Raw genomic sequence first — 25,359 nt, forward strand, 5'->3', positions numbered from 1 at the left:
GCCTAAGTATGGGATTGTTCGAGATATTTTCGAAGAAAAAAAAGGAGACGCTGGATCAGGGGCTGGAGAAGACCAAGGAGAATATCTTTTCACGATTGACCCGTGCCGTTGCCGGGAAATCGAGTGTCGACGACGATGTGCTCGATCAACTTGAGGAGATATTGGTTACCTCAGATGTCGGGGTTGATACTACATTAAAGATCATCGAGCGTATAGAGAAGCGGGTTGCACGCGATAAATATGTGGGGACGGACGAACTTACCCGGATTCTTAGAGAGGAGATTGCAGAATTGCTGACCGAGAATAATTCAGCTGATATGGCTGAATTTACCGTGCCCGACTCACAAAAACCATACGTTATTATGGTGGTAGGTGTGAACGGAGTAGGGAAGACCACTACCATCGGGAAACTGGCATACCAGTTTAAACAGAACGGATTGTCTGTATATTTGGGTGCAGCAGATACTTTCCGTGCGGCGGCTGTAGAGCAGCTTGATATCTGGGGAAAGCGGGTTGGGGTTCCTGTCATAAAGCAGAAGATGGGAGCAGATCCTGCCTCAGTCGCTTTCGATACGCTAAGTTCAGCCAAAGCGAACGGTGCCGATGTCGTGATAATCGATACGGCTGGACGGCTCCACAACAAGGTAAACCTGATGAATGAGCTCACCAAAATTAAGAATGTGATGAGCAAGGTAGTTCCAGGAACACCAAACGAGGTGCTCCTGGTCCTGGATGGTTCTACCGGGCAAAATGCATTTGAACAGGCCAAGCAGTTTACCGCAGCCACGGAAGTTACAGCCTTGGCCATCACCAAACTGGATGGAACTGCAAAGGGTGGGGTTGTTATCGGCATCTCCGATCAGTTCAAGATTCCTGTAAAATATATCGGATTGGGTGAAGGGATGGAAGACCTGCAGGTTTTCAGAAGGAAAGAATTTGTGGATTCGTTATTTGGAGAATGAAGAACAGAATTGATGTTATAACCCTGGGTTGTTCCAAAAATCTGGTAGATTCCGAGTTGTTGATGCGGCAACTGGTTGCCAATGGCTACACGGTGGATCACGATCCGGCCGACCCTAGAGGTGATATTGCAGTAATAAATACATGCGGTTTCATTGGTGACGCCAAGGAGGAGTCGATAAACATGATCCTGGAGTTCGCCGAGGCGAAGAAGGCGAACAGGTTGAAGAAACTGTTCGTGATGGGATGTTTGTCTGAGCGTTACATGAATGAGCTGCAGGCTGAGATTCCGGAAGTGGACAAGTTTTACGGGAAGTTTGCATGGAAAAACCTGATTGCTGACCTGGGAAAATCCTATTACAAGGATCTCGCGTTTGACCGCTCCCTTTCCACACCGCCCCATTATGCCTATGTAAAGATCTCGGAGGGGTGCGATCGTACCTGCTCCTACTGCTCCATTCCCATCATGACCGGAAAATATAAATCGCGTCCGGTAGAAGAGATCGAGGAGGAGGTGAAGCGCCTGGTATCGCAAGGTGTCAGGGAGTTTCAGTTCATTGCTCAGGATCTCACCTATTACGGACTCGACAGATACCGGAAGATGATGTTACCCGGGCTGGTTGAGCGGATAGCTGATATTGAAGGGGCTGAATGGATTCGCTTGCATTATGCCTATCCGGCGCATTTCCCCTTTGAACTGCTGCGGGTGATGCGAGAACGGGATAACGTTTGCAACTATCTCGACATCGCCCTGCAACATATCAGTGACAATATGTTGTCGAAGATGAGACGTAACATTACCAAGCAGCAGACGGTAGACCTGATTGCCCGTTTTAGGGAGGAGGTTCCCGGAATTCATCTGCGAACAACGATGATGGTGGGACACCCTGGCGAAACTGAACAGGATTTCGAAGAGCTCCTGGAATTTGTAAAAGAGACCCGGTTCGAGCGTTTGGGTGCTTTCCCATACTCACATGAGGAGGATACTTATTGTGACAGGAACTATACAGACGATGTGCCGGCAGGCATAAAACAGGAGCGAATGAATATGTTGATGGAGCTGCAGGAGTCGATTGCATCCTCCATCAACGAATCGAAAGTGGGACAAACCCTAAAGGTGATTATTGACCGGGAAGATCCCGACTATTTCGTGGGTCGGACCGAATTCGATTCACCCGAAGTGGATGGGGAGGTATTGATTGAAAAAGGAGGCCTGTTGCAAGTGGGCGAGTTTTATGAGGTAAGAATCACATCGGCCATGCCGTTTGATTTAATGGGAATTGTTGCTTCATGACACACCAGGAACTGATTGATGAATTGGGCCGGCGGCTTGGAAAGACTCCGCCGGAGGTGACCGGTCTGCTGGAGGCGACGGTACGGGAAGTGACCGATAAATTATCGGCGGGGAACCCCATATCTATTCCCCATATCGGCACCCTCACTACCCTAAAGAGGGCTGAACATATTTTGGTAGATGCCTCAACAAAAGAGCGCCATCTTATTCCTCCCTCCATCGTGCCCCATTTCGATGCGAAACTGGCTACCGGTGAAGAGGGGCTGACCCAACTGACGGCATGGCTGTCGGAACGGACCGCCATATCGAGTGGCGAAGCCGAAAATTTTCTGAGCCAACTGTTCGGTCTTGTAAAGGATAGGGTCGTTAACGGCGGAAGAGTCGAGATTGAAAAATTGGGGGTCTTTCAGACTTCACCGGCTCCGGTCGGGGAGAATGAACAGCCTACACCGCTCTTTTTTCCAGCAAATGAGCTGAAAGAGTCGGTCAACAAACCGTTCGCCCATTTTGAAGCGATCCGGTTAAACGATGGAGTTGTCCTCGAGGGCATAGAGGAGGTGATGGAAGAGCCGGCTCCGGCACCCGAGATGATGGTGACCGAAGAGGTGGAACCCAATCCCGAAAGTTTCCCCACAGGTACTACTCTGCGAAAACGTTCAGCAGGCCCTGTCTGGATACCTATCCTGGGTGGAATGGCCATTGCGTTGGCCGCGCTTTTTTTTTTCGTCCGGTGGCAAGAACCAAAACCTCCAGTGACTCCTCCTCATGCTGAGCCTGTAAATGTCGAGGTCTCACACCCACAACCCCCTGTCGCCGAAACCATGCCGTTGCCGTCAGACGCCGGGATAGCGCCGGTGCCCCCCCCTTTGCAGGTGGTGGTGCTGCCGGGTAAAACCCTCAGGCTGATTGCGGAGGAGCAGTATGGCAGTCGCGAGTTCTGGATCTATATCTACCTGAAAAATAGGGATAAAATAGAGAATCCCAACGTTGTAGCCGTTGGGACCCCATTAATTATCCCAGATCCTTCAGAGTATGGTATCGATGCTTCCGACACCCTCTCCATAGCCAAGGCCAAGGCCTTGGGTAAAAGGTTTCTATAATCTGCTTTTCAATAGTACCGGAATCTGGCTCGGTTCTTTGGCCACTGGAACACCTACCGCTTCGAAGGCTGCAATTTTTTCTGCGGCAGTCCCTTTTCCACTGGAGATAATTGCACCGGCATGTCCCATCTGTTTCCCCGGAGGAGCCTGTTGGCCTGCAATAAATACGGCAACTGGTTTGGTAATATGCTCCTTGATGAATTCGGCAGCACGCTCTTCCGCATCCCCTCCAATTTCACCTATCAGTGCGATGGAATCGGTTTCCGGGTCATTCTGGAACATCTCCAACAATTCCTGATAGTATAACCCTACAATCGGATCGCCGCCAACGCCTACAGCTGTGGATTGCCCCATCCCTTTGGATGTGAGGTTGTAGACCACCTCATAGGTGAGGGTTCCGCTGCGACTGATTACGCCGGTTCCTCCCTGCTTGAAGATTGCAGTAGGCATTATGCCCACCGAACTTTTTCCGGGAGAGATCAGACCGGGACAATTGGGACCGATAAGGTTGGCTCCCTTGAGACTGATGTAGCGATAGGCTTCTACCACATCGAGGGTAGGTACACCTTCGGTAATGCAGATAATAAGCTTTACTCCCGCATCTGCTGCCTCCATCATTGCATCCTTGGCAAATGGTGCCGGAACAAAGATAACCGATGTATTGGCATCCGTCTCACTTACTGCTTCACGCACCGTGTCGAAAACAGGGATTCCCTCCACCATCTCTCTGCCTTTTCCGGGAGATGTTCCACCAACAATGTTGGTGCCGTATGCTTTCATCTTGGCTGTGTGGAATCCACCGTCGCGTCCGGTAATTCCCTGAACGATCAATCGTGTATTTTTATCGATTAGAATACTCATATTTCTAGACGTTAATTGTGTGAAGTTGAACTTAATTTGCCAGCTCAACGGCTTTCTTACCTGCTTCACCCATGGTTTCTGCAAGGTGGAATCTGCTTCCTTCCAGCAAGGCCCGACCCTCTTTCTCGTTGGTTCCGGTCAACCGAATAACAATGGGTATATCGGTTTTAATCTGATTGAACGCTTCAAGCAATCCTCTGGCCACATCATCGCAACGGGTGATCCCCCCAAAAATATTGATGAGAACCACCTTCACATTCTTGTCGCTTAGCAAAAGTCTCATGGCTTCAATCACCTTGGTGGGGTTTGAACTGCCTCCAATATCGAGGAAATTGGCCGGTTCGCCCCCATACAGCTTGATCATGTCCATCGTAGCCATGGCCAATCCTGCACCGTTCACCATACACCCGATCTGACCGCCTAGATGAACATAGCTGAATCCCTTGCTCTTGGCGTTCTGTTCCTTCTTCTCCTCCTCGGTGGGTTCATAAAGTGCGGCAATCTTGGGATGACGATAGATGGCATTGTCGTCGAACGTCATTTTTGCATCGATTGCCTTAATCTCCCCTTCCTCGGTGAGTACCAGGGGATTGATCTCTGCCAGCGAGGCGTCGGTATCGATAAACAGCTTGTAGAGCTTTTGGAAGATGGTGGCAGTCTTACGGACAAGTTTGATGTCGTCGAACAGTTTGAATGCAGCTTCACGTGCCAAGTAGTCCGGCACGCCAATTAGAGGATCGATCGGAATCTTGTGGATTTTCTCAGGTGAAGTGCGGGCAACCTCCTCGATATCCATTCCCCCCTCGCGGCTCACCATCAGTATGGTAGATTTGGTCTTTCTGTCTATTACATAACTTACGTAATATTCCGATGCAATATTGACCGCTTTGCCGATAAGTACCCTGTCGACGATAAATCCGTTGATATCCATCCACAGGATGTTGGCTACATGTTGCCGCAGCTCTATCTCATCCTTGGCCAATTTTACTCCCCCTGCCTTTCCTCTTCCTCCAGTATGGACTTGAGCTTTTACCACTACCAATGGGGCATCCAGATCGTGGTAGGCCCGAACGGCATCCTCAACATTGCGGCAGATATAGGCCTGGTCTACCGGTAACCCATATGCTGCAAATAACTCTCTTGCCTGGTACTCATGAATTTTCATGGGCTTTTCAAATTTTTTGTATTGTAAATTGAACTGTCGTAAGGTTACTTACGGCAAATTGTAATCTCTGCAAATTTTTAAAATGATAATAATCTCGTAAAAATAGATATTTTTTCTGATTGGAGAAAAATAATGTTATTTTTTACCGGTTCAACTTTATCACTTCACTTCCGGCAAGCAAAAAAGCACCCGTTCCGTATACCTCCCAGCTGTTCTCGTCGAAATTCTTTCTTGGATCGGCACCAATGGGTTGCACCCATCCCACGCGTCCCTCCTCATTCACGCATCTATTCAACGCGATCCACGCCTTTTTGACGGCAGGAAGATAGCTCTTCTCGTCGAGCAACCTGTTGTTTATTCCCCATGCAAGGGCATAGCAGAAAAATCCCGACCCGCTTACTTCGCCACCCGGGTAAGATGCAGGATCAAGCAGACTGGCCCGCCATAAGCCGTCTTCCTGTTGCAAGGTGATGATCCGGGAAGAGATCTCTTTGAATAAACCTTCATAAAATGGGCGTGCTGGATAGTTCTTGGGTAGCTCCTGGAGAATACGGACCAATCCGCCCATTACCCAGCCGTTACCGCGTGACCAGAATATTTTTTGACCATTGGCTTCCAGGCGTCCGGTGCCATCGGGGCCGATCACGTAGTTCAGGTCGCGGGCAAACAGATGCTCCTCTTTATTGTAAAGCAGATCATAGCACTCCTTGAAATAGGTGTCGTTGATCTCGAGAAGCGACCGGTCGCCGGTCTCCACTCCAAACTTCACCAGTGTGGGTGGAGCCATGAAGAGGGCATCGCACCACCAGTATTTGATGAGATCAATCTTCCCTTGTGTGGGGTAAGGTCTGCTGGTATATAGTTTTAAAGTATCCAGGGTAGGCTGTATCATCTCAGCTCTTTTTTCGTGACGGTACATGTCGAGATACATCTGACTGATAACGATGTCGTCGGCATGATACCAGCGCCTGTATGGCGTCCAGCCTACAGAATTTCCCATATCCATCATCGCCTGGTAGATTCCATCTGCTTTAGTGGTTTCCCAGGCGGCATAAAGTCCGGCATAGAAGGCCCCGTTAGTCCAGTCTCTCGGCTCATGTTTGGGATGATGCAGCTGCCAGTTGGCCGTTTTGATCATGATTGTCTTGATGTACCTTTTGTCAAACAGGTTGTCGTTGATATCCTGTGCATTAGCGGTTAAAATAAAGGCTGACAAACACAGCAGGGTTAAGTTTCTCTTCATAGTCGTGTAATCGGATTAGAAATATTATCAGATACAAATATATATATTTTAGTTCACTACTACCCGATTTAAGGTATCTCATTTGAATAATATCATCACATTATGGGATTGTGAGGGATCTGGTTTTGCAGTTCCTTTGTCCCTCGAAGTAAAGACTGGGTGATGGATCTACACTAACACTCGATTGCTGCTGCTTTTACGACCCATTATCCGCTTGTCCGCGAAAAGAAAAGAACTTGTTTCGCTTCGAACAGCTTTTCTTTTTGCCGCAGACTTCTCGGAATGTCTCCCCGCAATAGAGCAGGATTACCTCGTTGTTGGTGTAGCGTTAAGATAGCAAATATTTGTAAATTAAACAATTATAGTGAAAAAGATGATCAATAAGATTGTATTGTCGATAATTGCCGGGTTGCTGGCAAGTACGTTGACACTCTTTTCTCAACGGGAAAGCCATCTGTTGACGGGAAAGGTGACTGATGAAAAGTACAAGGAGCTGGTTGGGGCAACCATCTATTTTGAAGAGCTGGGTATAGGTGGCAGTACAGATATATCAGGAAATTTCCGTATCGAGCAGATACCGGCTGGACGACATCGCGTTGTGGTAAGTTACATGGGTTACAGGTCAGATACCCGGGAGATCGAATTTCAACGAGGGAAACAGCATCGGGAGGAAAATTTCAATCTGCAACCCGATGACCGCCTATTGTTGGAAGTGGAGGTGTTTGGAGTTCGTCGTGAGCGTCCGGAAAAGATGGAGGCACTTACAAGGATACCGTTGCGGCTGGATGAACAGGTGCAGAGCGTATCGGTAATTTCGCAAAAGATGATAACCGAACAGGGGGCGATGACACTCAATGATGCGGTGCGCAATGCTCCGGGATTAGGCACTTTTGCCACATACGGCAATACGTCGGAAAGTATAACTTCGAGGGGTTACCGCGGTATTCCAGTAGTGAAGAACGGCGTACGTATCCATTCCGACTTTCGGGGACAGGGTTTCCTGTCTGACATGCAGGGTGTTGAGACTGTGCAGGTGCTGCGTGGTTCGGCAGCCATTGCACAAGGGATTGGAAATGACATCGGATCGGCAGGCGGTGTAGTAAATGTTGCCACCAAGACACCCCGTTTTATCAACAGAGGGAACTTGGGGGTGCGTATGGGCAGTTGGGGGCAGTTTCGTCCCACGTTTGATCTTCAACGCGTGTTAGATGCTCGCGGACATACCGCTTTTCGGATCAACGGTGCCTATGAGCAGGCCGACAACTACCGCAAGCATGTCTCAAAAGATCGGGTTTATCTGAATCCTTCGTTCGCATGGAATCCCGATGACAAGACAAACGTCGTGCTGGAGATGGATTACCTGCACGATTCGCGCACACCCGACCAGGGAACCGTCAACCTTAGCGCAGACAGTGTGAACAATATCTACAAAATGCCGCACGACAGATTTCTGGGTTTCTCAACCGACCGGCAGTTTACCAATACGTTAACCTACATGACGCACCTTACACGCGATCTTGGAAATGGTTTTACCGTACGCCTGGCATATGCAGGAGCCGACCTGAACCTTCGTTCGATCAGGGGGCATGCCGCTGCACTACGGTCGGCGGCAACAACCGGTAATTATAATCTTCGTTCGAGAAGTTATAGTGGTAGCCGGCGGAGCGATAAGAACGGCGTTTTTCAGGCAGATCTTATCGGTAAGGATATCCTGACCGGTTCGGTAAAGCATACATTCAATGTGGGGTTTGATTACCGCTGGACGGATGTTGCCACCATCAGCACCAATTCGGTCATCGTGGATACGGTTGATGTGCTGCAACCCATCTCCAATATTCTGCCCGATGTAACGCTCAAGGATGGGGATCCCACCACCTCTCAAACCTATTCATACGGTCTGCTGCTGCAGGAGGTGATGACGTTCAACAGATACCTGAAGCTGTCGCTCGGGTTGCGATACAGTCAGGTGAACGGATTGAGCGACAATGTAGTCTCATCCACAGGCGGAGATGTCTGGGATCCGCTCTTCGGCATTATCATTACGCCGATCGAGAATATCAACTTTTTTGCATCGTACACCACTACCACTTCGTTGCGTGGAGCTGCCGACCTGCTGGAGGACCGTGTTACTCCCGTCGGTCCCACACGTGAGAAGCAGGTGGAGGCCGGTATGAAAACCGAATGGTTCGATAACCGCCTGCGCTTTAACGCCACCTATTTCCATATCCTGAACAACAACCTGACCTATGCGTTGTTGAACGAATCGGGACAAAACACCGGCTACTACATGAAGGCAGGGAACCTGAAACGGAAAGGGGTTGAGTTGGAACTGACCGGACGGCTGTTGAAAAATCTGGATGTGGTGGGTGGATACTCATATCTAGATGCGGCCTATCACGACAGTCCCTATTACCATGAGGAATCTGCACCGATGAACACGGCCAAACATACTGCCAACGGCTGGATAAACTATACCCTGTTTGATGGGTTGCTACGCAACCTCTCCTTCGGTCTGGGCATCTATTATGTAGGTGAGCGGCCATTGGCCGAGTATACCTATCAGGTAATCCCCGGTCACGCCATACAGCCCAATACCCCTCCCTTCCTGGCAGACGCCTATTCAACGGTAAATGCGCAGGTTGGCTACCGTTTCCGGAACTACCGTGTCCGTCTGTTTATGAATAACCTGCTCAATTCTACCGGATATACGGCATATTATCGGGGAGGTTACCTCAATCCTACCGATCCCCGAAATTTCTCAGTGGCACTCAATTATCAATTCTAACGGTTAATTATTGAAATGATGAAAAACGAAGAGAAGAAGTTGAACATTTATAAAATCATGCGGGTGTTACACCGCGATATCGGCTTCCTGACCATCGGACTTACCCTGGTGTATGTCCTCTCGGGGGTGCTGCTCATTTATCGGAATACCGATTTCATGAAGATGGAGAAGACGGAGGAGAAACAGTTGGCAGCCAGTCTATCAGGCAGCGAAGTTGCACAGCAGCTCAGGATCCGTAATTTCAAGGTTGAGCGGGAAGAGGGGGCGGTCATCTATTTTAAGGAGGGCCATTACAATGGTGATACCGGGATGTCGGTGATTACACGGAAGGTTTACATTCCCCCGTTCGACAAGCTGGTGAACCTGCACAAGGTTACCGGTGCCCACAGTCTCTCCGTCTTGTCTCTGATTTACGGTTGCATGCTCTTCTTTCTGGCATTCTCCTCGCTGTTCATGTTCCGGTTCGGAAGCCGGAAAAGCAAGCGCGGAATAGTGATGATCATCATCAGCATTGTGCTTACGGTGGTGATTGTGGCGTTTGTATAGGATGTTCAGTGGGCCTGGGGACTCACATCCTCAATCTGGACGATCTTTTTGGAGATGGCGTAGATGGTCAAACCCGACTGGCTCCGGATTCCGGTCTTGGCCGCAATATTTTTCCGGTGGGTCATCACCGTGTGGATGCTGATGTTGAGTGAATCGGCAATCTCCTTGTTGGAATGGCCGTGAACCAGTTGGGTGAGGACGTCCAGTTCCCTTTCGGTGAGATTGTCATCATTCGTCGGAAGCTTCGACTCGTTGCCGGTTCCCGTTTTTTCAAGCCTGGACAAGATCTGTTCAGCCGTATCAAAAAGGGTGAACGAGGAGTCTAGTAATGCGAGTGACTGGTTATCGACAATTCCCAGATGGATTCCCACTATGGAGAAGTCGGGATGATTCTTCCTGATTCTTTTGATCTCCTTTTCTCTGTTGACCAGAAGAAGGGGGTTGACGATCAGCAGGTCCACCCTTCTAGACGGGAGAATCTCCTCCAGATCGTCGAGCGAGTCCACTTTGCAGATGATACAGCCGATATCCGATTGCGAAAGGATGGCGTACACTCCCTCGTAGATGATCTGCGAATTGACCATGATGGCGATATGTAACCGTTGCCTGTTCATGCTTTCTCCATGTTGTAGCCGAAAGGAATGAGAATGGTCTCTTCAATCAGTGAATGGACATAGAGATCATACTCCAGTTCATACAATGCGAAAAGCAGTTTGCGGCGCAGCCCGAGATCATCCTCGATAGTCACATATTTCAGTAACAAATTTTTAATATCGCGTATCTTCAACTCGATGTCCGAGTGGTGTTCGCTGTACTCCAGGGCAGAGTAGGAGGTGTTTTGGGGGTTATCCCTCTTCACGCTGAATTCAATGAAATAGGGGAAGGCTATGTTATCCTCGTAATCCAGGTGATCAATAACCTCAGCAAAGTATTCGTTAAAGAACTGTTCCAGCAATTTCAACTCCTTTTCGGGATGGTTCTCCTGCAGTTGCTTTATATATGCACTTATCTGCGGATATTTGTCATTACGGTAGTAGTTATGGCTGTTCTTCAAAAAGCGGACAATCTGTTCCACATCGTCAATCGAATCAATGGGATTCTCTTTGGGCTTGAAACCGTTGTAGAGATTGGCGATCGATATGAAGAGCCTTTCGCTGATTCCTTTCTCTTGGCAGAGCTGACTGACAGTCAGGTCGCCAACCCTGAAATCAATGTCGAAATGCTGCATCACTAGTAGCAGCGCCGGATTTTCCTCTATCAGGTCAAACAACTTCATTCCCGGTTTTACGTATGTTCTGCAGACGTGATACATATATCCCTGTTTTGGATACAAAGATAACCAATTTTATTTAGATTGATTCTAATTGAACTCTTCTTAACCGGTTTTTGAGCAGAGGGTAGAGTCTGCAAAAGCAAAATTGCAATTTAACTTCTTTCCGATTCTTAATTTTTATGGCTATTTTTGTGAGTCGAAAGAGATGAACTATGCAAGATTTTAACACACTTCTTGTCAATCGGAGAAGTTACAGGAAATTTACAGGTGAACCCTTACCGGGTGATGCTGTTCAGCTTATTCTTGAAGCCGCTCTGCTTTCACCCACCTCAAAAAATAGGCACTCGTGGGAGTTTGTGGTGGTAGAAGAGCGGGAGATGCTGTCGAAACTCTCCAGATGCAAGCCCCAGAGCGCCGCTTTTATTGCCGATGCGGCATTGGCGGTCGTGGTACTGGGTAATCCGCTCGAGAGCGATGCCTGGGTTGAGGATGCCTCCATAGCTGCCATCAATATGCAGTTGCAGGCCGAGGAACTGGGGATTGGGAGTTGTTGGGTACAGGTAAGGAACCGTGACTTTTCCGAAACGATAAGTTCGGGAGCATATATCAATGAGCTTCTTGATATCCCGATGCCTCTGGAGGTGCTTTGCGTTATTGCTTTCGGTAACAGGGAGAAATCACGCACTCCAAACAACGTAGATACCCTGTTGTGGGAAAAAGTTCACCTGGGGAAGTATAAACACTGAAATATACCCAATCTTTTAATTTGAATGAGCACAATCAATTACGATCTTACCAAGATAAAATCATTTATTTTTGATGTAGACGGCGTTCTGTCCTGTCAAACCGTACCGCTCTCCGAAGATGGTCAACCATTGCGAACGACCAACGTACGGGACGGTTATGCCATTCACCATGCTGTACGTTCTGGATTTGATGTTGCAGTGATTACAGGAGGACGTTCGGAAATTGTCCGTCGGCGTCTCGAGTCGCTTGGTGTAAGGCATATCTATCTGAAGTCGCGCGACAAAACAGTGCAGTTGAAGGAGTATATGGAGGAGACCGGTTTTGTCCGGGAGGAGATTGTCTACGTTGGTGACGATATTATCGACTATCTGGTAATGAAGGAGGTAGGATTGCCGGTTGCACCTGCCGATGCCTGTCCGGAGATCAAGGAGATCTCCATTTATATTTCGCCCGTGAAAGGGGGAGAGGGAGTTGCCCGCGATGTCATTGAACAGGTATTGAAGGTGCAGGGCAAATGGATGGTCGATGATGCGTTCTATTGGTAAAAAATAGGCGTCAAATTATATTTCATTCATTTTTCTGGTGGTTGAGCTTCTGTTTCCTGTTTTTTTATAAAAATAGTAAATTTTTTGAAGGAAATTTCCGGTTTTTTACGATAATCAAACTTCTATTGGGGTAATAGTAAAAGAGTTATGCGGAAAATTTAACACGTAAAAGTTGAAAACAAGTGAAACATCGATTAAATTTGCAAAAACCAACAGAAACCACAAACAAGCAGAAATGGCAAAAGTACAAGGTTATGTAGTTGTTAATACACAACGCTGCAAAGGGTGTAACCTTTGCGTTGTATCGTGTCCGACGGATGTGTTGGAGTTACAACCGCGGGAGGTGAATGATCGCGGTTACCATTACGTTTACATGAAGAATCCGGGGGAGTGCATCGGTTGCTTCAATTGTGGTACCGTTTGCCCCGAAGGATGCCTGACCGTTTACCGGAAACGTCTGGACCGATAACCAAATGTTTTGTTTCTTAAGTCTCATACTCATTGAAAGATCAAAAAACGGAGATTGAATCATGACAGAAGATGTAACATTAATGAAGGGAAACGAAGCTGTTGCCCATGCTGCCATCCGTTATGGCGTGGATGGATACTTCGGATATCCCATTACTCCCCAATCAGAGATAATTGAAACCCTTATGGAGGCTGCTCCCTGGAAAACGACGGGAATGGTGGTGCTCCAGGCGGAGAGCGAAGTGGCGGCCATCAACATGGTCTATGGAGGTGCCGCCTGCGGTAAATATGCCATGACCTCTTCGTCGAGTCCTGGAATTAGCCTCAAACAGGAGGGAATATCATACCTGGCCGGTGCTGAACTGCCCTGCCTGATCGTGAATGTGCAGCGGGGAGGCCCGGGGTTGGGCACAATCCAGCCGTCGCAGTCCGACTACTTCCAAACTGTCAAGGGTGGGGGACACGGCGACTACCGGTTGATCACACTGGCTCCCAATTCGGTTCAGGAGATGGCCGACTTTGTGGCGTTGGGTTTCGATCTGGCGTTCAAGTACCGCAATCCGGCAATGATTCTGACCGACGGTGTTATCGGCCAGATGATGGAGAAAGTGAAGCTTCCCGATTACCGCCCACGCCGTACCGAACAGCAGATACGGGAAGAGTGCCCCTGGGCAACGCTCGGTAAAACAAAAGAGCGAGGTCCCAACATCATCACCTCGTTGGAACTGGATGCGGCGCTTATGGAGAAGAACAATGAACGCTTCCAGGCCAAATACAGGAGAATCGAAGAGATGGAGGTCCGTTATCAGGAGGTGGCATGTGAAGATGCCGACTATCTGCTGGTGGCTTTCGGCTCTGCAGCCCGTATCTGCCTCAAGGCGGTAGACATGGCCAGAGAGGAAGGGATAAAGGTGGGGCTCCTTCGGCCCATAACATTGTGGCCCTTCCCGACCGGGATACTCCGTTCATATGCCGACAAGGTGAAGGGAATGCTGACTGTAGAGCTCAATGCGGGTCAGATGGTGGAAGATGTGCGTTTGGCTGTAAATGGTAAGGTCCCTGTGGAGCATTACGGTCGCCTCGGTGGAATTGTACCAACTCCCGACGGAGTGTTGGATGCGTTGAAGGAAAAAATAGTAATGAAATAAAAAAACTAGAGTCGTGAGTCCAAAATTGCAACAACTGTTTTCGGTGCTGTTCTTGCTTTTCTTCCTAGCAACGATAGCCGTCTATTTTGTTACCGACAAGGATATGAAACTAACGTGGATCACAGGGGCTTGCGCCGTTGTTTGTTATTTTTTGTACAGATTTTCAAGAAGATAGGATTATGGACATAAACAGTATAGTTAGCCCCGAAAACCTGGTTTACGCCAAGCCGGAAATCATGAACGACAACCACATGCATTATTGCCCCGGCTGCTCGCACGGTGTTGTCCACAAAGTCATAGCCGAAGTTATCAAGGAGCTCGACCTGCAGGAGAAAACCATCGGGATCGCCCCGGTGGGGTGCGCGGTTTTCGCGTACAAGTATCTGGATATCGACTGGCAGGAGGCAGCCCATGGAAGGGCTCCCGCCGTGGCTACTGCAGTGAAGCGGTTGAATCCCGACAAGATGGTCTTTACCTACCAGGGAGATGGCGACCTGGCTGCAATTGGAACTGCGGAAACCATTCATGCTGCCAATCGTGGAGAGAATATTGCGATTGTCTTCATCAATAACGGAATTTACGGAATGACCGGAGGTCAAATGGCACCTACCACCCTCAACAAGATGGTCACCTCCACCAGTCCCGATGGACGAGATGTCCGAACAATGGGTGCACCGTTGAAGATTCTGGATATGCTTGCAATGCTCGACGGTGTATGTCTGGCTACCCGCGTGAGCGTTCATACCGCAGCTGCCGTCAAAAAGACCAAGCGGATGATCAAGCAGGCGTTCGAGAATGCCATGGCCGGCAAAGGTACATCAATCGTTGAGGTTGTTTCTACCTGTAACTCAGGCTGGAAAATGACGCCTACCGAAGCCAACGACTGGATGGTTGAGAATATGTTTCCCGTTTTCCCGATAGGAGATTTAAAGAATATTTAAAGTGAAGAGTATGCTACAAGAGATCGTTATTTCGGGATTTGGCGGTCAGGGGGTTTTATCGATGGGTAAAATTCTGGCCATTTCCGGTATTTTGGAAGAGAAGGAGGTATCCTGGTTTCCTGCCTACGGACCCGAACAACGCGGCGGAACAGCCAACGTTACCGTTATAATCAGTGATAAACCTATCAGTTCACCGGTGATAAACCAGTACGACGTGGCCATCGTGTTGAACCAGCCCTCATTAGACAAGTTCGAGGGGAAGGTTAAACCGGGTGGAGCTCTGATCTACGATGACTACGGCATACGCCACAAGGTGAGCCGCAAGGATATCAACGTCTACCGGATCAAGGCCATGGATGAATCCTTGAAGATGAACAACACAAAGGTGTTCAATATGATTGTATTGGGTGGATTACTCAAGATTTCACCCATGGTTCAGCTTGAAAACGTGATGAAGGGATTGCAGAAGACATTGCCCGAACGTCACCATAAACTTCTACCCATGAATCAGGAAGCCATTCTGAAAGGAATGGAGATCATTGAACAGGAGCAGCAGGCAACCTTGTAGACTGAAAAGAGATTCAGGAGCCGGTCTGATCTTTCTTGTTGGGCCGGCTTTGTTTTCTCTTTGAAGAGGTTTTTTTCCCTTTTTTCTCTCCCGACGGTTGGGCATGTTTCTTCTCTTTCCCCTTGTTTCCCTTGTTTTTTGAAGGCTTGTCGCTCCGTCTCCTCCCCTCCTTGCGCTGTTGTTCGGGATTGTATTCGGGAACCTCCCCCAACTCAGGAGGAACAGGAATTTTGTAGATCGTCTTTTTCAGGAACCGCTCAATTTTGGAGAAGCGGAACTGTTCCTCGGGCGATACAAATGTTATTGCCATCCCGGAATCGCCTGCGCGTGCCGTTCGTCCGATACGGTGGACATAATCCTCCACGTCGTGGGGTACATCGAAGTTTATGACGAGCGTGATGTCGTCAATATCGATTCCCCTCGAGACAATATCGGTAGCCACCAGGATATTTACCCTTTCATTCCGGAATTCGTGCATTACTGAGTTTCGCTCAGACTGTTCCAGGTCGGAATGCATGGCGTCGGCCGACAGCCCCATCTTCTGGAGTGTCTTGGCAATCTCTTTTACCTTCTGTTTCTTTCCGGAGAAAAGGATCACCTTGTTGGGTTTCTTCTCCGAGAAGAGTTGTTTGACGATCTCGATCTTTTGTGCTTCGTAACAGATATAGGCCGTCTGTAAAATGGTCTCTGGCGGACGAGCTACTGCAATGGTGATCTCCACGGGATTTCGCAGGATAGTCTTGGCCAGTTGCTGGATCTTTGGCGGCATCGTAGCTGAAAACATGATTGTCTGCCTATCTTTCGGCAGCAATTTCTCAATCTTCATGATGTCGTCGTAGAATCCCATGTCGAGCATCCGGTCTGCCTCGTCCAGAATAAAATACTTCACCCCGGAAAAATCGATGTTGTAGAGGTTGATATGTGAAAGCAGCCTACCAGGTGTGGCGATCACCACATCGGCCCCGCTAAGCAATCCTCTCTTCTGTACCTCCCAGGCATCCCCATCATTGCCTCCGTAAACGGCTACCGATGAGAAGGGGGTAAAATAGGAGAAGCCCTCCATCTGTTGGTCGATCTGTTGCGCCAACTCTCTGGTAGGAGCCATGATGATGGCATTTACCTTGTTGGCTTCGTGCGGTTCGGTTAGTAGGTTGTTCAGCAGTGGGAGCAGGAAAGCTGCAGTTTTACCTGTCCCTGTCTGTGCACAGGCGATCACATCTTTATGTTCTAGAATAACCGGTATGGCTTGTTCCTGGATGGGTGTAGTCTCTTTGAAGTTCATTGCCTGTAACCCATCCAGCAGGTTATCGCACAGCGGAAGTTCGGTAAATAACATTGCTATTTTCTAAAGTTTTGGCAAAGATAGTGTTTATTTTCCTTTTTTTATCTCCTGAACTGCTCTCCAGTAAAATAAATTTTACTGAACCTTTTTTCTTTACAAAAATAGTTTTACCTTTGCACTCGCTTTTAACAAAAAGCAAGGAGAGATGGCAGAGTGGTCGATCGCGGCGGTCTTGAAAACCGTTGAACTGAGAGGTTCCGGGGGTTCGAATCCCTCTCTCTCCGCAATAAATGCTGAAATTCAGTAATATACATTATCTAAGCACAGTTTTACGCACATTTTCCGCGTTGGCTGTGCGTTTTTTTTTATGTCCATTCGATGAAAAACTGAATCAATAAATTGTGTTATATTAGCCCTCAAAAAAACCGAGCAGTAAAAAATAAAAGTTATTTTTACAACTGCTATGGAAAAGAGGAAGAATTTTTACATCGAAAATCAAGGCTGAAATAGTTTTATCCTTGTTGCGTGGAGAAGATCCTGAGTTGCTTAGCCGTGAATACGGAGTTACTCTGGCTGATATCAACCTTTGGCGGGATCAATTTATCGAGAGTGGTACCGACGGGTTCAAGCGTAACCCCGACGATTCGAAGCTGAGTGCAGCCGAGCGTAAGATCGGGCAACTGCAGATGGAGCTTGAACTCACAAAAAAAAAGAACGAATTGGCAGCAAAACTAAGAAGGAAATAATCTCCATGCTGATAGAGGAGCATTATCCATTAACCGGGAAGCCATACCCGAAGCGTTTGATATTCAAGGTTGTTGGCTACAGCAGCAGCACCTGGTATGAAAACCCTACCCCCAAAACAGGGAAACGGGGCAGAAAACCCAAGCATAGCGATGAAGAAGTTTTACAAGAGATTAAAACTGAAATTATGAAAAGTACATTCAACGCTGAAGGTTATCTGAAAGTGAAGAAGCGCATGGGTAAAAGGAAGATAAACGCTCTGGTAGCCGGCAAGGCATGTGTGAACCGCATCATGCGGGAACACAACCTGCTGAGCCCCTACAGAAGGCCAGGGAAGAGGAATAAGCGCGAACATGATGGCACTATAATCACGGATGCACCCAATGTAATGTGGGCCACTGACGGGAAGAAGTTCTGGATTGAAGGGTCAGGCTGGCATTGGTTCTTTGGTGTGATCGATCACTTTAACGATGAGATTATATCGTGGCATATTGCAAAGAAAGGCAACCGTTTTGCTGCCATTAAGCCTGTTAGGGCCGCTGTACGAAAGACTTTCGGTTCGGTAGGTAAGGATGTATGTAAAGGAATGAAGTTGCAATTAAGAAGCGACCATGGCTCGCAGTATGACTCTGCTGATTTTATGAATGAAATGAAATTCCTGGGATTGGAGATGTCCAAAGCGTTTGTACGGTCACCAGAGTGCAACGGGATAATAGAGCGGTTTCACCGCACCCTGGAAGAACAGGTGCTGCAAACAGAAACATTTTCTTCCTTTGAGGAAGCTTATAACAGTATTGATCAATTTATTAATGACTACAACACGGATTGGATACTTCATAGACTGGAATACTGTTCACCTGTAGAATACAGGGAAAAGTACGCTGAAAGCCAGCGAAAAGTAAAAGATGATATACCATCGGGCAATAAGGATCCTGAGGTTCAGCTTGTCCTCATTTCAAGTGGCTCAATGCCACGAAGAAATGAAATAGCTCTTCAGGCAATGGTAAAAGGGGCAATTACTTACAGTAACACCCCTTCTATAAATCCTTCGGTATAATATATCACCATCGGATCAGCTTGTCCGATACAAAAGTAATAAAAAAGATTAAATACAATTAATGTGCTCGGTTATTACGGGCTAATACAATCAATAAATTGTGTCAAATGATTCTGATTCATACTATATCGAGAAAATCACGTTTTAGATAAGGTCAATAGTTCGTTAAAAATATAGTTTGGAGTCAAGCAGCACTTGCTGCAAACTCAATGAGTTCCTTGACAAGTTTATCATTTAATCTTCTGTTCGGTTTAATGCCGGACACGCAAATAAATCGTTCAAGCAAGTAGGCGTTGTGTATCATCGTTTTACATGATGCCATCGAAAAAGGAATACCTCTTTCCCTTGCCAGCACCTTTGCCAGGTTGACCGAGGTAAGAGATGCATTAAAGTTGAACGATAGCTTTGCTACGTCCCTTGCCTGCGATTGTATCAGTCCTGTGAAGCCTTTGGCATCCCTGAAGCAAAACTCGATCTGAAAACGGGTGCGGTAAAATTCTATGACATCTTTTCCACTCATCTCAGGATTGGTAGAGAAGAACAGTTTTGGTTTTTTCCCATCTTTGAAATACCAGATGACAAGCCTGACCATCTGTTTAAGTGATTTGGAATAGGCTACCAAGGTGTAGAGATCACCGTTATCAATATTGATCTTTTGCACTCTGGTTGTATCCAGGTTGGCCATGTCAATCTTTCCGTCGTAGAGTTTAGGCCTGCCTTTCTTGCCTGTCGGTTTCTGCAGTGTTGGATAATAAAGTGCGGCGTCATCCCTGAAGCGGCTGACCAGATCAAACTTCATCTCTTGCAGACCCGTAGCGAAGTTGTTCTTTGCGAAGTAGGCATCGGCAACCACGTGACGGCTTGCCCGATGGAGTTTCTCCCGCATCGATTTAATGACCAGCAGGTACCAGTCAGTCAGGTTGGCATCACGACTCTCCAGGGTTTGACGGTCCGGAGTCTGAACGGCCTGTAGACTGATGCAATCCTTGTTGTCGACGTCTATAAGGCCCACTCCCAGGATTTCCAATCCTCTTTTCGCCTGACCGGCTGCACCCGACCAGAAGTAACCAATCCAAGGGGTATTCTTTCCTGATTTGGATATATAACTGGGATCAATGGCAATTGCCTTGCGATCTCCGGTTAATACCCTATCAGACAAAGACAAGTTAAACTCCAGCCAATCAAAATCCTTCGAGAAGTTCTGGCGAAATCGCTGTTCACACGACTTGCCATATCTCCCCAATTGTAGGAAATTAATCCTGCCGGGAATGACCAGATACAAAATAAGCGTCTCCATAAGGAATGATTTGAAACTTTTGTTTAACTTCGTAGTTAGTTCACCAAGAACATCACTACAGATACCTTTATATTGGTTAAGTATGCTGGTTCTATCCATCTTTATTAGACTTTGATCAGCTATAAAGATACTGATAATCAGATACTTAACCATCTTTTTTATGTTAAACTATGTTATGTAAATCATTGAATTTTAATTAGTTAATTGAATATTTACCGAAGTATTGATGAATAAAAATAAGTTAAAGTATGCAGGATTTTTAGCAAGCATAATAATTGTACTTGCATTCTTTTCTTCAAATAGTTGTCAACAAGACTCACTGAATAACGGGTCAAAATTTCTTTCATTTAGTGCTACCAAGCAAAGTTTAGATAAACTATCCAAAGAAGAACTAAACAATTTTATTCTTGCATTGGAACGTATTCAGATAGTGTCTGAAAACGGTTTTTATGAAATTGTTCAAAAAAATGGACAAGAAATAAATATATCAGAGAATCTTTTTTCGTATATAAAACAGATTGTTGAAAATTCAAATAGACTTGTTAATGCGAAAAGCAAAAAGTCCACCACCCCTCATCTAAGATCGGATACCGTAGAGTTTGGTGACAACATTAACTGCGTAGCTCACACCATCCATGCGATATCAAATGACTTGGGCGGGTATTACACATATTCGGGAATTAATGCCTTCCTGAATGACAGCATAGAAGGCTACGCGGAATATGGAGTACCGTTGGAATTGATGGGGTTTGCAGTTGGTCATTTTTTTAATTACGAATACCAAGCTGGACCTCCTATGTATTATAACTATTTAAATGCAGGTAATACCAGAACAATGGCTGTTCTTGATTATTGGGATGGCACAGGGCATGCAGAGGTCTTACTTATTTCAGATGGGGAATTGGCATATATTTGGGACGAACAAACTGGCAAAGATGTAGTTATAGAAAATTGGAGAATAAGAAGAAGATATAAGATACTAAATGTTAAATACTGAATTTGAGATTATGAAAAAAGTAGTATTGTTTTGTCTGTTGGGGCTTATTTTCCTTGTTATAGGTTGTGGCTCCGCTTCCCCTTCAAAAATAAAATTATGGCAAGAAAGAGTAGCGGAACAAAACACCCGCACATTACCAGAATACGCCAAATTTATGGATGAAAAGTTAGGAATTACCTGCACGATGCCCCGTAACTTTATCGACCAAAAACAGCTCAGACAGTGGAGAATTCATCAAAACAGGGATGTAACTTTCGTGTACACTCCCGTATTGAGGTCAAAAGACAAGCAGTGCATAATCTTATATCCCTTTTACCCTGTACATACAGATAGAGTCGGAGATACCCCATGCTTTTCTTCACGCGAGAGAAAAGAGATAGAAGAACTTATGAAAAAAGACTCTACCATCCTCAAAACCCCCAATTGGAAAGTGGGAATTCCCCGCAGTATTATCTATTCAGAGATCAGAGCGGCGTTGGATATCGATTATCGTGCTTGGATTGACCCTGACAAGCATATTACCGTATTGGCAGGAAAAGAGGCGCGAAACCTTTTTAATGCCGACTCCGTTTTTATTTATGATATCCCTATGGACAAACCGTACGAAGAAAAATACGTGCACTGTACCGGATTGGCAATAAGCAAGGCCAATAGGCCTGTGTTGTATCTAAAATGGTTCTTCACAAATAAGGGAAAGAAAAAAGAGAAGAAATACCTTGATTTGATAAAAAAAACAATTTGGTACGGTGATATTCCAAAAAAATAGATTCATAACGAGGATGATCGGAGTTATCTCCGGGTGAAAACCAGCCTTTGTGTTTATGTGCTGAAAACGGACGATATCCACCCACCCAAAACGGGGATATCCGTTCACTTTTCATGCTCTTTACCCTAATGGCGATGCAAAATTAGTCATTTTCTCTGTTTTCAGTTTGATTTGATACTTTTTTCTGCCGTAGAGAGGCACCTTTTAGCTCGAAGCGCACACTTGTGTGCACCAAACGGTCGAGGATGGCATCCGCGGCCGTAGTGTTTCCCTTCATCACATCGTACCAGTCGGCTACTGGTAACTGTGAGATGATGATGGTAGCTTTTTGGCCGTGCCTGTCTTCTATGATTTCCATAAAGTCAAGCAGTTGTTGACCATCGAGCACCTTCATGCCGAAGTCATCCAGGATGAGCAGGTCAGTCTGTGCGAGCTTGGCAAAGAACCGGTGCAGGGTACTGGCGATGCGTGCAAGTGCAATCTCCTCGAAGAGACGGTAGACATTGTAGTATGCCACCTTGAGTCCGTTCATGCAGGCCTGATGCCCCAGAGCAGTACCGAGCCAGCTCTTGCCTGTTCCTGCCGCTCCTGTGATGAGCACAGATACTCCCTTGCGCACATAGTCGCATGTGGCCAGATTGAGCACCTTCTGCTTGTCCACTCCGCGTTTGCTGTCGTAGATGACCTCGCCGATAGAGGCTTGATAGCGGAAGCGGGCTTTCTTCACCAGACGCGTGTTCCGGCTTGTCGTGCGGTTGTCCAACTCGGCCTGTATAAGCAGTTGCAGGCCATCTTTCAAGGAGATCGAATCATGCTGTCGCGTCTCCATCATGGTAGTCCAGTAATGCGCCATTCCGGGCATCTTCAGACTTCTCAGGGCGTTTGATATTTCGTCCATCATGTTTGTTGTTTTGGGTGGGTTGATGTATAACAATAGTTCGTTAAAAATATAGTTTAGAGTCACGCAGCACTTGCTGCAAACTCAATGAGTTCTTTGACAAGTTTATCATTTAATCTTCTGTTCGGTTTAATGCCGGACACGCAAATAAATCGTTCAAGCAAGTAGGCATTGTGTATCATCGTTTTACATGATGCCATCGAAAAAGGAATACCTCTTTCCCTTGCCAGGTTGACCGAGGTAAGAGACGCATTAAAGTTGAACGATAGCTTTGCTACGTCCCTTGCCTGCGATTGCATCAGTCCTGTGAAGCCTTTGGCATCCCTGAAGCAAAACTCGATCTGAAAACGGGTGCGGTAAAATTCTATAACATCTTTTCCACTCATCTCAGGATTGGTAGAGAAGAACAGTTTTGGTTTTTTCCCATCCTTGGAATACCAGATGACAAGCCTGACCATCTGTTTAAATGATTTGGAATAGGCTATCAAGGTGTAGAGATCACCGTTATCAATATTGATCTTTTGCACTCTGGTTGTATCCAGGTTGGCCATGTCAATCTTTCCGTCGTAGAGTTTGGGCCTGCCTTTCTTGCCTGTCGGTTTCTGCAGTGTTGGATAATAAAGTGCGGCGTCATCCCTGAAACGGCTGACCAGATCAAACTTCATCTCTTGCAGACCCGTAACGAAGTTGTTCTTTGCGAAGTAGGCATCGGCAACCACGTGACGGCTTGCCCGATGGAGTTTCTCCTGCATCGATTTAAGGACCAAAAGGTACCAGTCAATCAGGTTGGCATCACGACTCTCCAGGGTTTGACGGTCCGGAGTCTGAACGGCCTGTAGATTGATGCAATCCTGGTTGTCGACGTCTATAAGGCCCACTCCCAGGATTTCCAATCCTCTTTTCGCCTGACCGGCTGCACCCGACCAGAAGTAACCAATCCAAGGGGTATTCTTTCCTGATTTGGATATATAACTGGGATCAATGGCAATTGCCTTGCGATCTCCGGTAAATACCCTATCAGACAAAGACAAGTTAAACTCCAGCCAATCAAAATCCTTCGAGAAGTTCTGGCGAAATCGCTGTTCACACGACTTGCCATATCTCCCCAATTGTAGGAAATTAATCCTGCCGGGAATGACCAGATACAAAATAAGCGTCTCCATAAGGAATGATTTGAAACTTTTGTTTAACTTCGTAGTTAGTTCACCAAGAACATCACTACAGATACCTCTATATTGGTTAAGTATGCTGGTTCTATCCATCTTTATTAGGTTTTGATCAGCTATAAAGATACTGATAATCAGCTACTTAACCATCTTTTTTATGTTAAACTATGCTATGTAAATCATTGAATTTTAATTAGTTAATTGAATATTTACCGAAGTATTGATAAGGTTAGATTTTCATCGGGTGACAATTGTTGACCATACTCATTTTTTTCCCACATGGATTGGGATTAACTCGTCATTGCCAAAACTGTTGCAATCCGTACAGTGTACATGGTTCTCGATACCGCCTATCAATTTGTAGCAGCGTCTGCAACGAAACCACTCTTTGTCAAACTGTACATTACCACCCTCAATATGAATCACCTTTCCTTCCACCAGTGCCAGTGCAATTGTTCTACGGGCTTGTTCATAGATACGTGTCAATGTAGGGCGTGAAACATTCATCCGTGCAGCAGTCTGATCCTGGTTTAATCCTTCATAGTCCAATAACCGGATTGCTTCATACTCATCGTATAGCAATGATACAGAACCCAACTTGTTCCGAGGAATGCCAAAGGGCTTGAATCCCTGCATCAGGGGAGGATTGGATATTTTCCGGTTTTGTTTGGGACGAGGCATAATATCAATTCACAGTTAAAAAGTTGATTTTGTCACTTTAAATTTCAAAGATATGGAATAGTTATAAACTTATGCTCATTAATGGGATTTTTTTGATAAATAATTTCACGATCCTGATTGTTGAATTACCATATTTTTTAGAGTGAGACCGTTTTTATTGCATTGTTTATGCTACAAAAAAAATCACTTAAAAATATATCGAATTATTTGCTAAATGAACATATGTTCATTATATTTGCTGTACGAAATGAGTAGTCCATGTTGGCGATCTCAAAATGGAACGGTGAAAAACATCTTTTGAAAGTAGCCATCACCGGACATCTGGGCGACAAGGCAGCATCGGTTGCGAGACAACTCGGTATTGAGATGACCCCGCTCGATGATCGGCAGAGAAGTGTGGAAGAGGTGATTCTGATGATCAAAAAGAGAAATTTTACATTTAACAAAAGGAGGTTATTATGCCAGGAATGAACAGGAGAGGGCCCGAAGGCGAAGGTCCGATGAGTGGAAGAGGACGGGGACGTTGTAACCCGTCGAACAGAGAGTCCAACAATTTTGATGCTCCTGCAGGAGCCGAGATAAATGCTCCTTTCCGACAGGGTGCCGGCAGAGGCCGGGGTGCTATCAGGGGTATGGGCCAGGCTCAAGGCGAAAGAATGAGAAGAAGAGATGGTCACCGGTCTCGATGCCTGTGACTGTCAGTAGTATAGATTCTGTGAAAGCATACACTCACTTCTACTGAGAAAAAAGCGCTTGCCGCTGAGTTGTTCTCACGCTTTCACAATAGGACCCGTTTTTTCAGTCCCCACTCTCTCAAGAGAACTCTA

At 46.5% G+C, this 25,359-nt stretch carries 27 protein-coding genes and 1 tRNA gene; 18 read left to right on the top strand and 10 right to left on the bottom strand.

The window, feature by feature from the left end:
* Nucleotides 1-8: 8 nt before the first annotated feature.
* Genes ftsY through ING2E5A_RS04530 form a run of 3 tightly spaced genes read left to right on the top strand, consistent with a single transcriptional unit; the run spans nucleotide 9 to nucleotide 3,354 of the window.
* Entirely contained in the window at nucleotides 9-962 is a 954-nt protein-coding gene (ftsY, locus tag ING2E5A_RS04520; RefSeq protein ID WP_071136379.1) for a signal recognition particle-docking protein FtsY, read from the top strand.
* Entirely contained in the window at nucleotides 959-2,254 is a 1,296-nt protein-coding gene (gene rimO, locus ING2E5A_RS04525) for a 30S ribosomal protein S12 methylthiotransferase RimO (protein WP_071136380.1), read from the top strand. The genes ftsY and rimO overlap by 4 nt, the downstream gene beginning before the upstream one ends.
* Nucleotides 2,251-3,354, top strand: a complete 1,104-nt coding sequence (locus tag ING2E5A_RS04530) for an HU family DNA-binding protein (protein WP_071136381.1) — start codon at nucleotides 2,251-2,253, stop codon at nucleotides 3,352-3,354. Before rimO ends, ING2E5A_RS04530 begins: the two co-directional genes overlap by 4 nt.
* Here ING2E5A_RS04530 and sucD read toward each other — a convergent pair.
* The 3 genes from sucD to ING2E5A_RS04545 all read right to left on the bottom strand — a co-directional run bounded on the left by sucD (nucleotide 3,349) and on the right by ING2E5A_RS04545 (nucleotide 6,623).
* On the bottom strand, nucleotides 3,349-4,215 hold the full coding sequence (gene sucD / locus ING2E5A_RS04535) for a succinate--CoA ligase subunit alpha (protein ID WP_071136382.1): 867 nt from the start codon (nucleotides 4,213-4,215) through the stop codon (nucleotides 3,349-3,351). The two genes, ING2E5A_RS04530 and sucD, sit on opposite strands and share 6 nt — an antisense overlap.
* Before the next feature lie 31 nt (nucleotides 4,216-4,246).
* A complete protein-coding gene (gene sucC, locus ING2E5A_RS04540; RefSeq protein WP_071136383.1) occupies nucleotides 4,247-5,380 on the bottom strand; it encodes an ADP-forming succinate--CoA ligase subunit beta in 1,134 nt (377 codons plus the stop codon).
* Nucleotides 5,381-5,522: 142 nt separating this feature from the next.
* Nucleotides 5,523-6,623 carry a glycoside hydrolase family 88/105 protein gene (locus ING2E5A_RS04545; RefSeq protein ID WP_071136384.1) on the bottom strand — a complete coding sequence of 367 codons (1,101 nt, stop codon included), beginning with the start codon at nucleotides 6,621-6,623 and terminating at the stop codon, nucleotides 5,523-5,525.
* Nucleotides 6,624-6,996: 373 nt separating this feature from the next.
* Here ING2E5A_RS04545 and ING2E5A_RS04550 point away from each other — a divergent pair, with 373 nt between their 5' ends.
* On the top strand, nucleotides 6,997-9,408 hold the full coding sequence (locus ING2E5A_RS04550) for a TonB-dependent receptor (RefSeq protein ID WP_154670028.1): 2,412 nt from the start codon (nucleotides 6,997-6,999) through the stop codon (nucleotides 9,406-9,408).
* Nucleotides 9,409-9,423: 15 nt separating this feature from the next.
* On the top strand, nucleotides 9,424-9,954 hold the full coding sequence (locus ING2E5A_RS04555) for a hypothetical protein (RefSeq protein ID WP_083373190.1): 531 nt from the start codon (nucleotides 9,424-9,426) through the stop codon (nucleotides 9,952-9,954).
* A gap of 5 nt (nucleotides 9,955-9,959) precedes the next feature.
* Here the strand turns inward: ING2E5A_RS04555 and ING2E5A_RS04560 are convergent, their stop codons facing one another.
* Nucleotides 9,960-10,568, bottom strand: a complete 609-nt coding sequence (locus ING2E5A_RS04560; protein ID WP_071136386.1) for a helix-turn-helix transcriptional regulator — start codon at nucleotides 10,566-10,568, stop codon at nucleotides 9,960-9,962.
* Nucleotides 10,565-11,287, bottom strand: a complete 723-nt coding sequence (locus tag ING2E5A_RS04565) for a hemerythrin domain-containing protein (RefSeq protein ID WP_154670029.1) — start codon at nucleotides 11,285-11,287, stop codon at nucleotides 10,565-10,567. Before ING2E5A_RS04565 ends, ING2E5A_RS04560 begins: the two co-directional genes overlap by 4 nt.
* A 152-nt stretch (nucleotides 11,288-11,439) precedes the next feature.
* Here ING2E5A_RS04565 and ING2E5A_RS04570 point away from each other — a divergent pair, with 152 nt between their 5' ends.
* The 6 genes from ING2E5A_RS04570 to ING2E5A_RS04595 all read left to right on the top strand — a co-directional run bounded on the left by ING2E5A_RS04570 (nucleotide 11,440) and on the right by ING2E5A_RS04595 (nucleotide 15,644).
* Entirely contained in the window at nucleotides 11,440-11,973 is a 534-nt protein-coding gene (locus tag ING2E5A_RS04570) for a nitroreductase family protein (RefSeq protein ID WP_071136388.1), read from the top strand.
* A 24-nt stretch (nucleotides 11,974-11,997) separates the two neighbouring features.
* Nucleotides 11,998-12,519, top strand: coding sequence for a KdsC family phosphatase (locus ING2E5A_RS04575; RefSeq protein ID WP_071136389.1), 522 nt, complete (start codon nucleotides 11,998-12,000; stop codon nucleotides 12,517-12,519).
* 235 nt (nucleotides 12,520-12,754) lie between these two features.
* Nucleotides 12,755-12,988 (top strand): 4Fe-4S dicluster domain-containing protein, encoded by a 234-nt coding sequence (locus ING2E5A_RS14980; protein WP_083373191.1) that lies wholly within the window; start codon nucleotides 12,755-12,757, stop codon nucleotides 12,986-12,988.
* A 61-nt stretch (nucleotides 12,989-13,049) separates the two neighbouring features.
* Entirely contained in the window at nucleotides 13,050-14,135 is a 1,086-nt protein-coding gene (locus tag ING2E5A_RS04585; protein WP_071136391.1) for a 3-methyl-2-oxobutanoate dehydrogenase subunit VorB, read from the top strand.
* Between the two features lie 179 nt (nucleotides 14,136-14,314).
* Nucleotides 14,315-15,076 carry a thiamine pyrophosphate-dependent enzyme gene (locus tag ING2E5A_RS04590; RefSeq protein ID WP_071136392.1) on the top strand — a complete coding sequence of 254 codons (762 nt, stop codon included), beginning with the start codon at nucleotides 14,315-14,317 and terminating at the stop codon, nucleotides 15,074-15,076.
* 10 nt (nucleotides 15,077-15,086) lie between these two features.
* On the top strand, nucleotides 15,087-15,644 hold the full coding sequence (locus tag ING2E5A_RS04595; RefSeq protein ID WP_071138199.1) for a 2-oxoacid:acceptor oxidoreductase family protein: 558 nt from the start codon (nucleotides 15,087-15,089) through the stop codon (nucleotides 15,642-15,644).
* Nucleotides 15,645-15,657: 13 nt separating this feature from the next.
* Here the strand turns inward: ING2E5A_RS04595 and ING2E5A_RS04600 are convergent, their stop codons facing one another.
* Nucleotides 15,658-16,980, bottom strand: coding sequence for a DEAD/DEAH box helicase (locus ING2E5A_RS04600; RefSeq protein ID WP_071136393.1), 1,323 nt, complete (start codon nucleotides 16,978-16,980; stop codon nucleotides 15,658-15,660).
* Nucleotides 16,981-17,125: 145 nt separating this feature from the next.
* Between ING2E5A_RS04600 and ING2E5A_RS04605 the strand changes: the two genes are divergently transcribed.
* The 3 genes from ING2E5A_RS04605 to ING2E5A_RS04615 all read left to right on the top strand — a co-directional run bounded on the left by ING2E5A_RS04605 (nucleotide 17,126) and on the right by ING2E5A_RS04615 (nucleotide 18,727).
* A tRNA-Ser gene (locus ING2E5A_RS04605) sits at nucleotides 17,126-17,210 on the top strand.
* A gap of 237 nt (nucleotides 17,211-17,447) precedes the next feature.
* The gene (locus ING2E5A_RS04610; RefSeq protein ID WP_154670030.1) at nucleotides 17,448-17,672 is read left to right on the top strand and encodes a hypothetical protein; all 225 of its coding nucleotides are present in this window, start codon (nucleotides 17,448-17,450) and stop codon (nucleotides 17,670-17,672) included.
* Nucleotides 17,673-17,677: 5 nt separating this feature from the next.
* Nucleotides 17,678-18,727, top strand: a complete 1,050-nt coding sequence (locus ING2E5A_RS04615; RefSeq protein ID WP_071136395.1) for an integrase core domain-containing protein — start codon at nucleotides 17,678-17,680, stop codon at nucleotides 18,725-18,727.
* Nucleotides 18,728-18,911: 184 nt separating this feature from the next.
* Here the strand turns inward: ING2E5A_RS04615 and ING2E5A_RS04620 are convergent, their stop codons facing one another.
* Complete coding sequence (locus ING2E5A_RS04620; RefSeq protein ID WP_071138200.1) at nucleotides 18,912-20,123, bottom strand: transposase; 1,212 nt, start codon at nucleotides 20,121-20,123, stop codon at nucleotides 18,912-18,914.
* Between the two features lie 127 nt (nucleotides 20,124-20,250).
* On the opposite strand from ING2E5A_RS04620, the gene ING2E5A_RS04625 reads away from it, so the two are divergent.
* The gene (locus tag ING2E5A_RS04625; protein WP_071136396.1) at nucleotides 20,251-21,021 is read left to right on the top strand and encodes a hypothetical protein; all 771 of its coding nucleotides are present in this window, start codon (nucleotides 20,251-20,253) and stop codon (nucleotides 21,019-21,021) included.
* A gap of 10 nt (nucleotides 21,022-21,031) precedes the next feature.
* A complete protein-coding gene (locus ING2E5A_RS04630; RefSeq protein ID WP_071136397.1) occupies nucleotides 21,032-21,787 on the top strand; it encodes a hypothetical protein in 756 nt (251 codons plus the stop codon).
* Nucleotides 21,788-21,929: 142 nt separating this feature from the next.
* Here the strand turns inward: ING2E5A_RS04630 and istB are convergent, their stop codons facing one another.
* The 3 genes from istB to ING2E5A_RS04645 all read right to left on the bottom strand — a co-directional run bounded on the left by istB (nucleotide 21,930) and on the right by ING2E5A_RS04645 (nucleotide 24,532).
* Nucleotides 21,930-22,688 carry an IS21-like element helper ATPase IstB gene (gene istB / locus ING2E5A_RS04635; RefSeq protein ID WP_231960440.1) on the bottom strand — a complete coding sequence of 253 codons (759 nt, stop codon included), beginning with the start codon at nucleotides 22,686-22,688 and terminating at the stop codon, nucleotides 21,930-21,932.
* Nucleotides 22,689-22,747: 59 nt separating this feature from the next.
* The gene (locus tag ING2E5A_RS04640; RefSeq protein WP_071136398.1) at nucleotides 22,748-23,947 is read right to left on the bottom strand and encodes a transposase; all 1,200 of its coding nucleotides are present in this window, start codon (nucleotides 23,945-23,947) and stop codon (nucleotides 22,748-22,750) included.
* A gap of 168 nt (nucleotides 23,948-24,115) precedes the next feature.
* Nucleotides 24,116-24,532: a DUF134 domain-containing protein gene (locus ING2E5A_RS04645; protein ID WP_071136399.1), complete on the bottom strand. Its 417-nt coding sequence runs from the start codon at nucleotides 24,530-24,532 to the stop codon at nucleotides 24,116-24,118.
* A 258-nt stretch (nucleotides 24,533-24,790) separates the two neighbouring features.
* Between ING2E5A_RS04645 and ING2E5A_RS04650 the strand changes: the two genes are divergently transcribed.
* Nucleotides 24,791-25,003 (top strand): hypothetical protein, encoded by a 213-nt coding sequence (locus ING2E5A_RS04650; RefSeq protein ID WP_071136400.1) that lies wholly within the window; start codon nucleotides 24,791-24,793, stop codon nucleotides 25,001-25,003.
* Nucleotides 24,991-25,227: a DUF5320 domain-containing protein gene (locus ING2E5A_RS04655; protein ID WP_154670031.1), complete on the top strand. Its 237-nt coding sequence runs from the start codon at nucleotides 24,991-24,993 to the stop codon at nucleotides 25,225-25,227. Before ING2E5A_RS04650 ends, ING2E5A_RS04655 begins: the two co-directional genes overlap by 13 nt.
* The last annotated feature ends 132 nt before the right edge of the window (nucleotides 25,228-25,359 follow it).

Origin of the sequence: Petrimonas mucosa, from assembly GCF_900095795.1 — a bacterium.
Classification (GTDB): domain Bacteria; phylum Bacteroidota; class Bacteroidia; order Bacteroidales; family Dysgonomonadaceae; genus Petrimonas; species Petrimonas mucosa.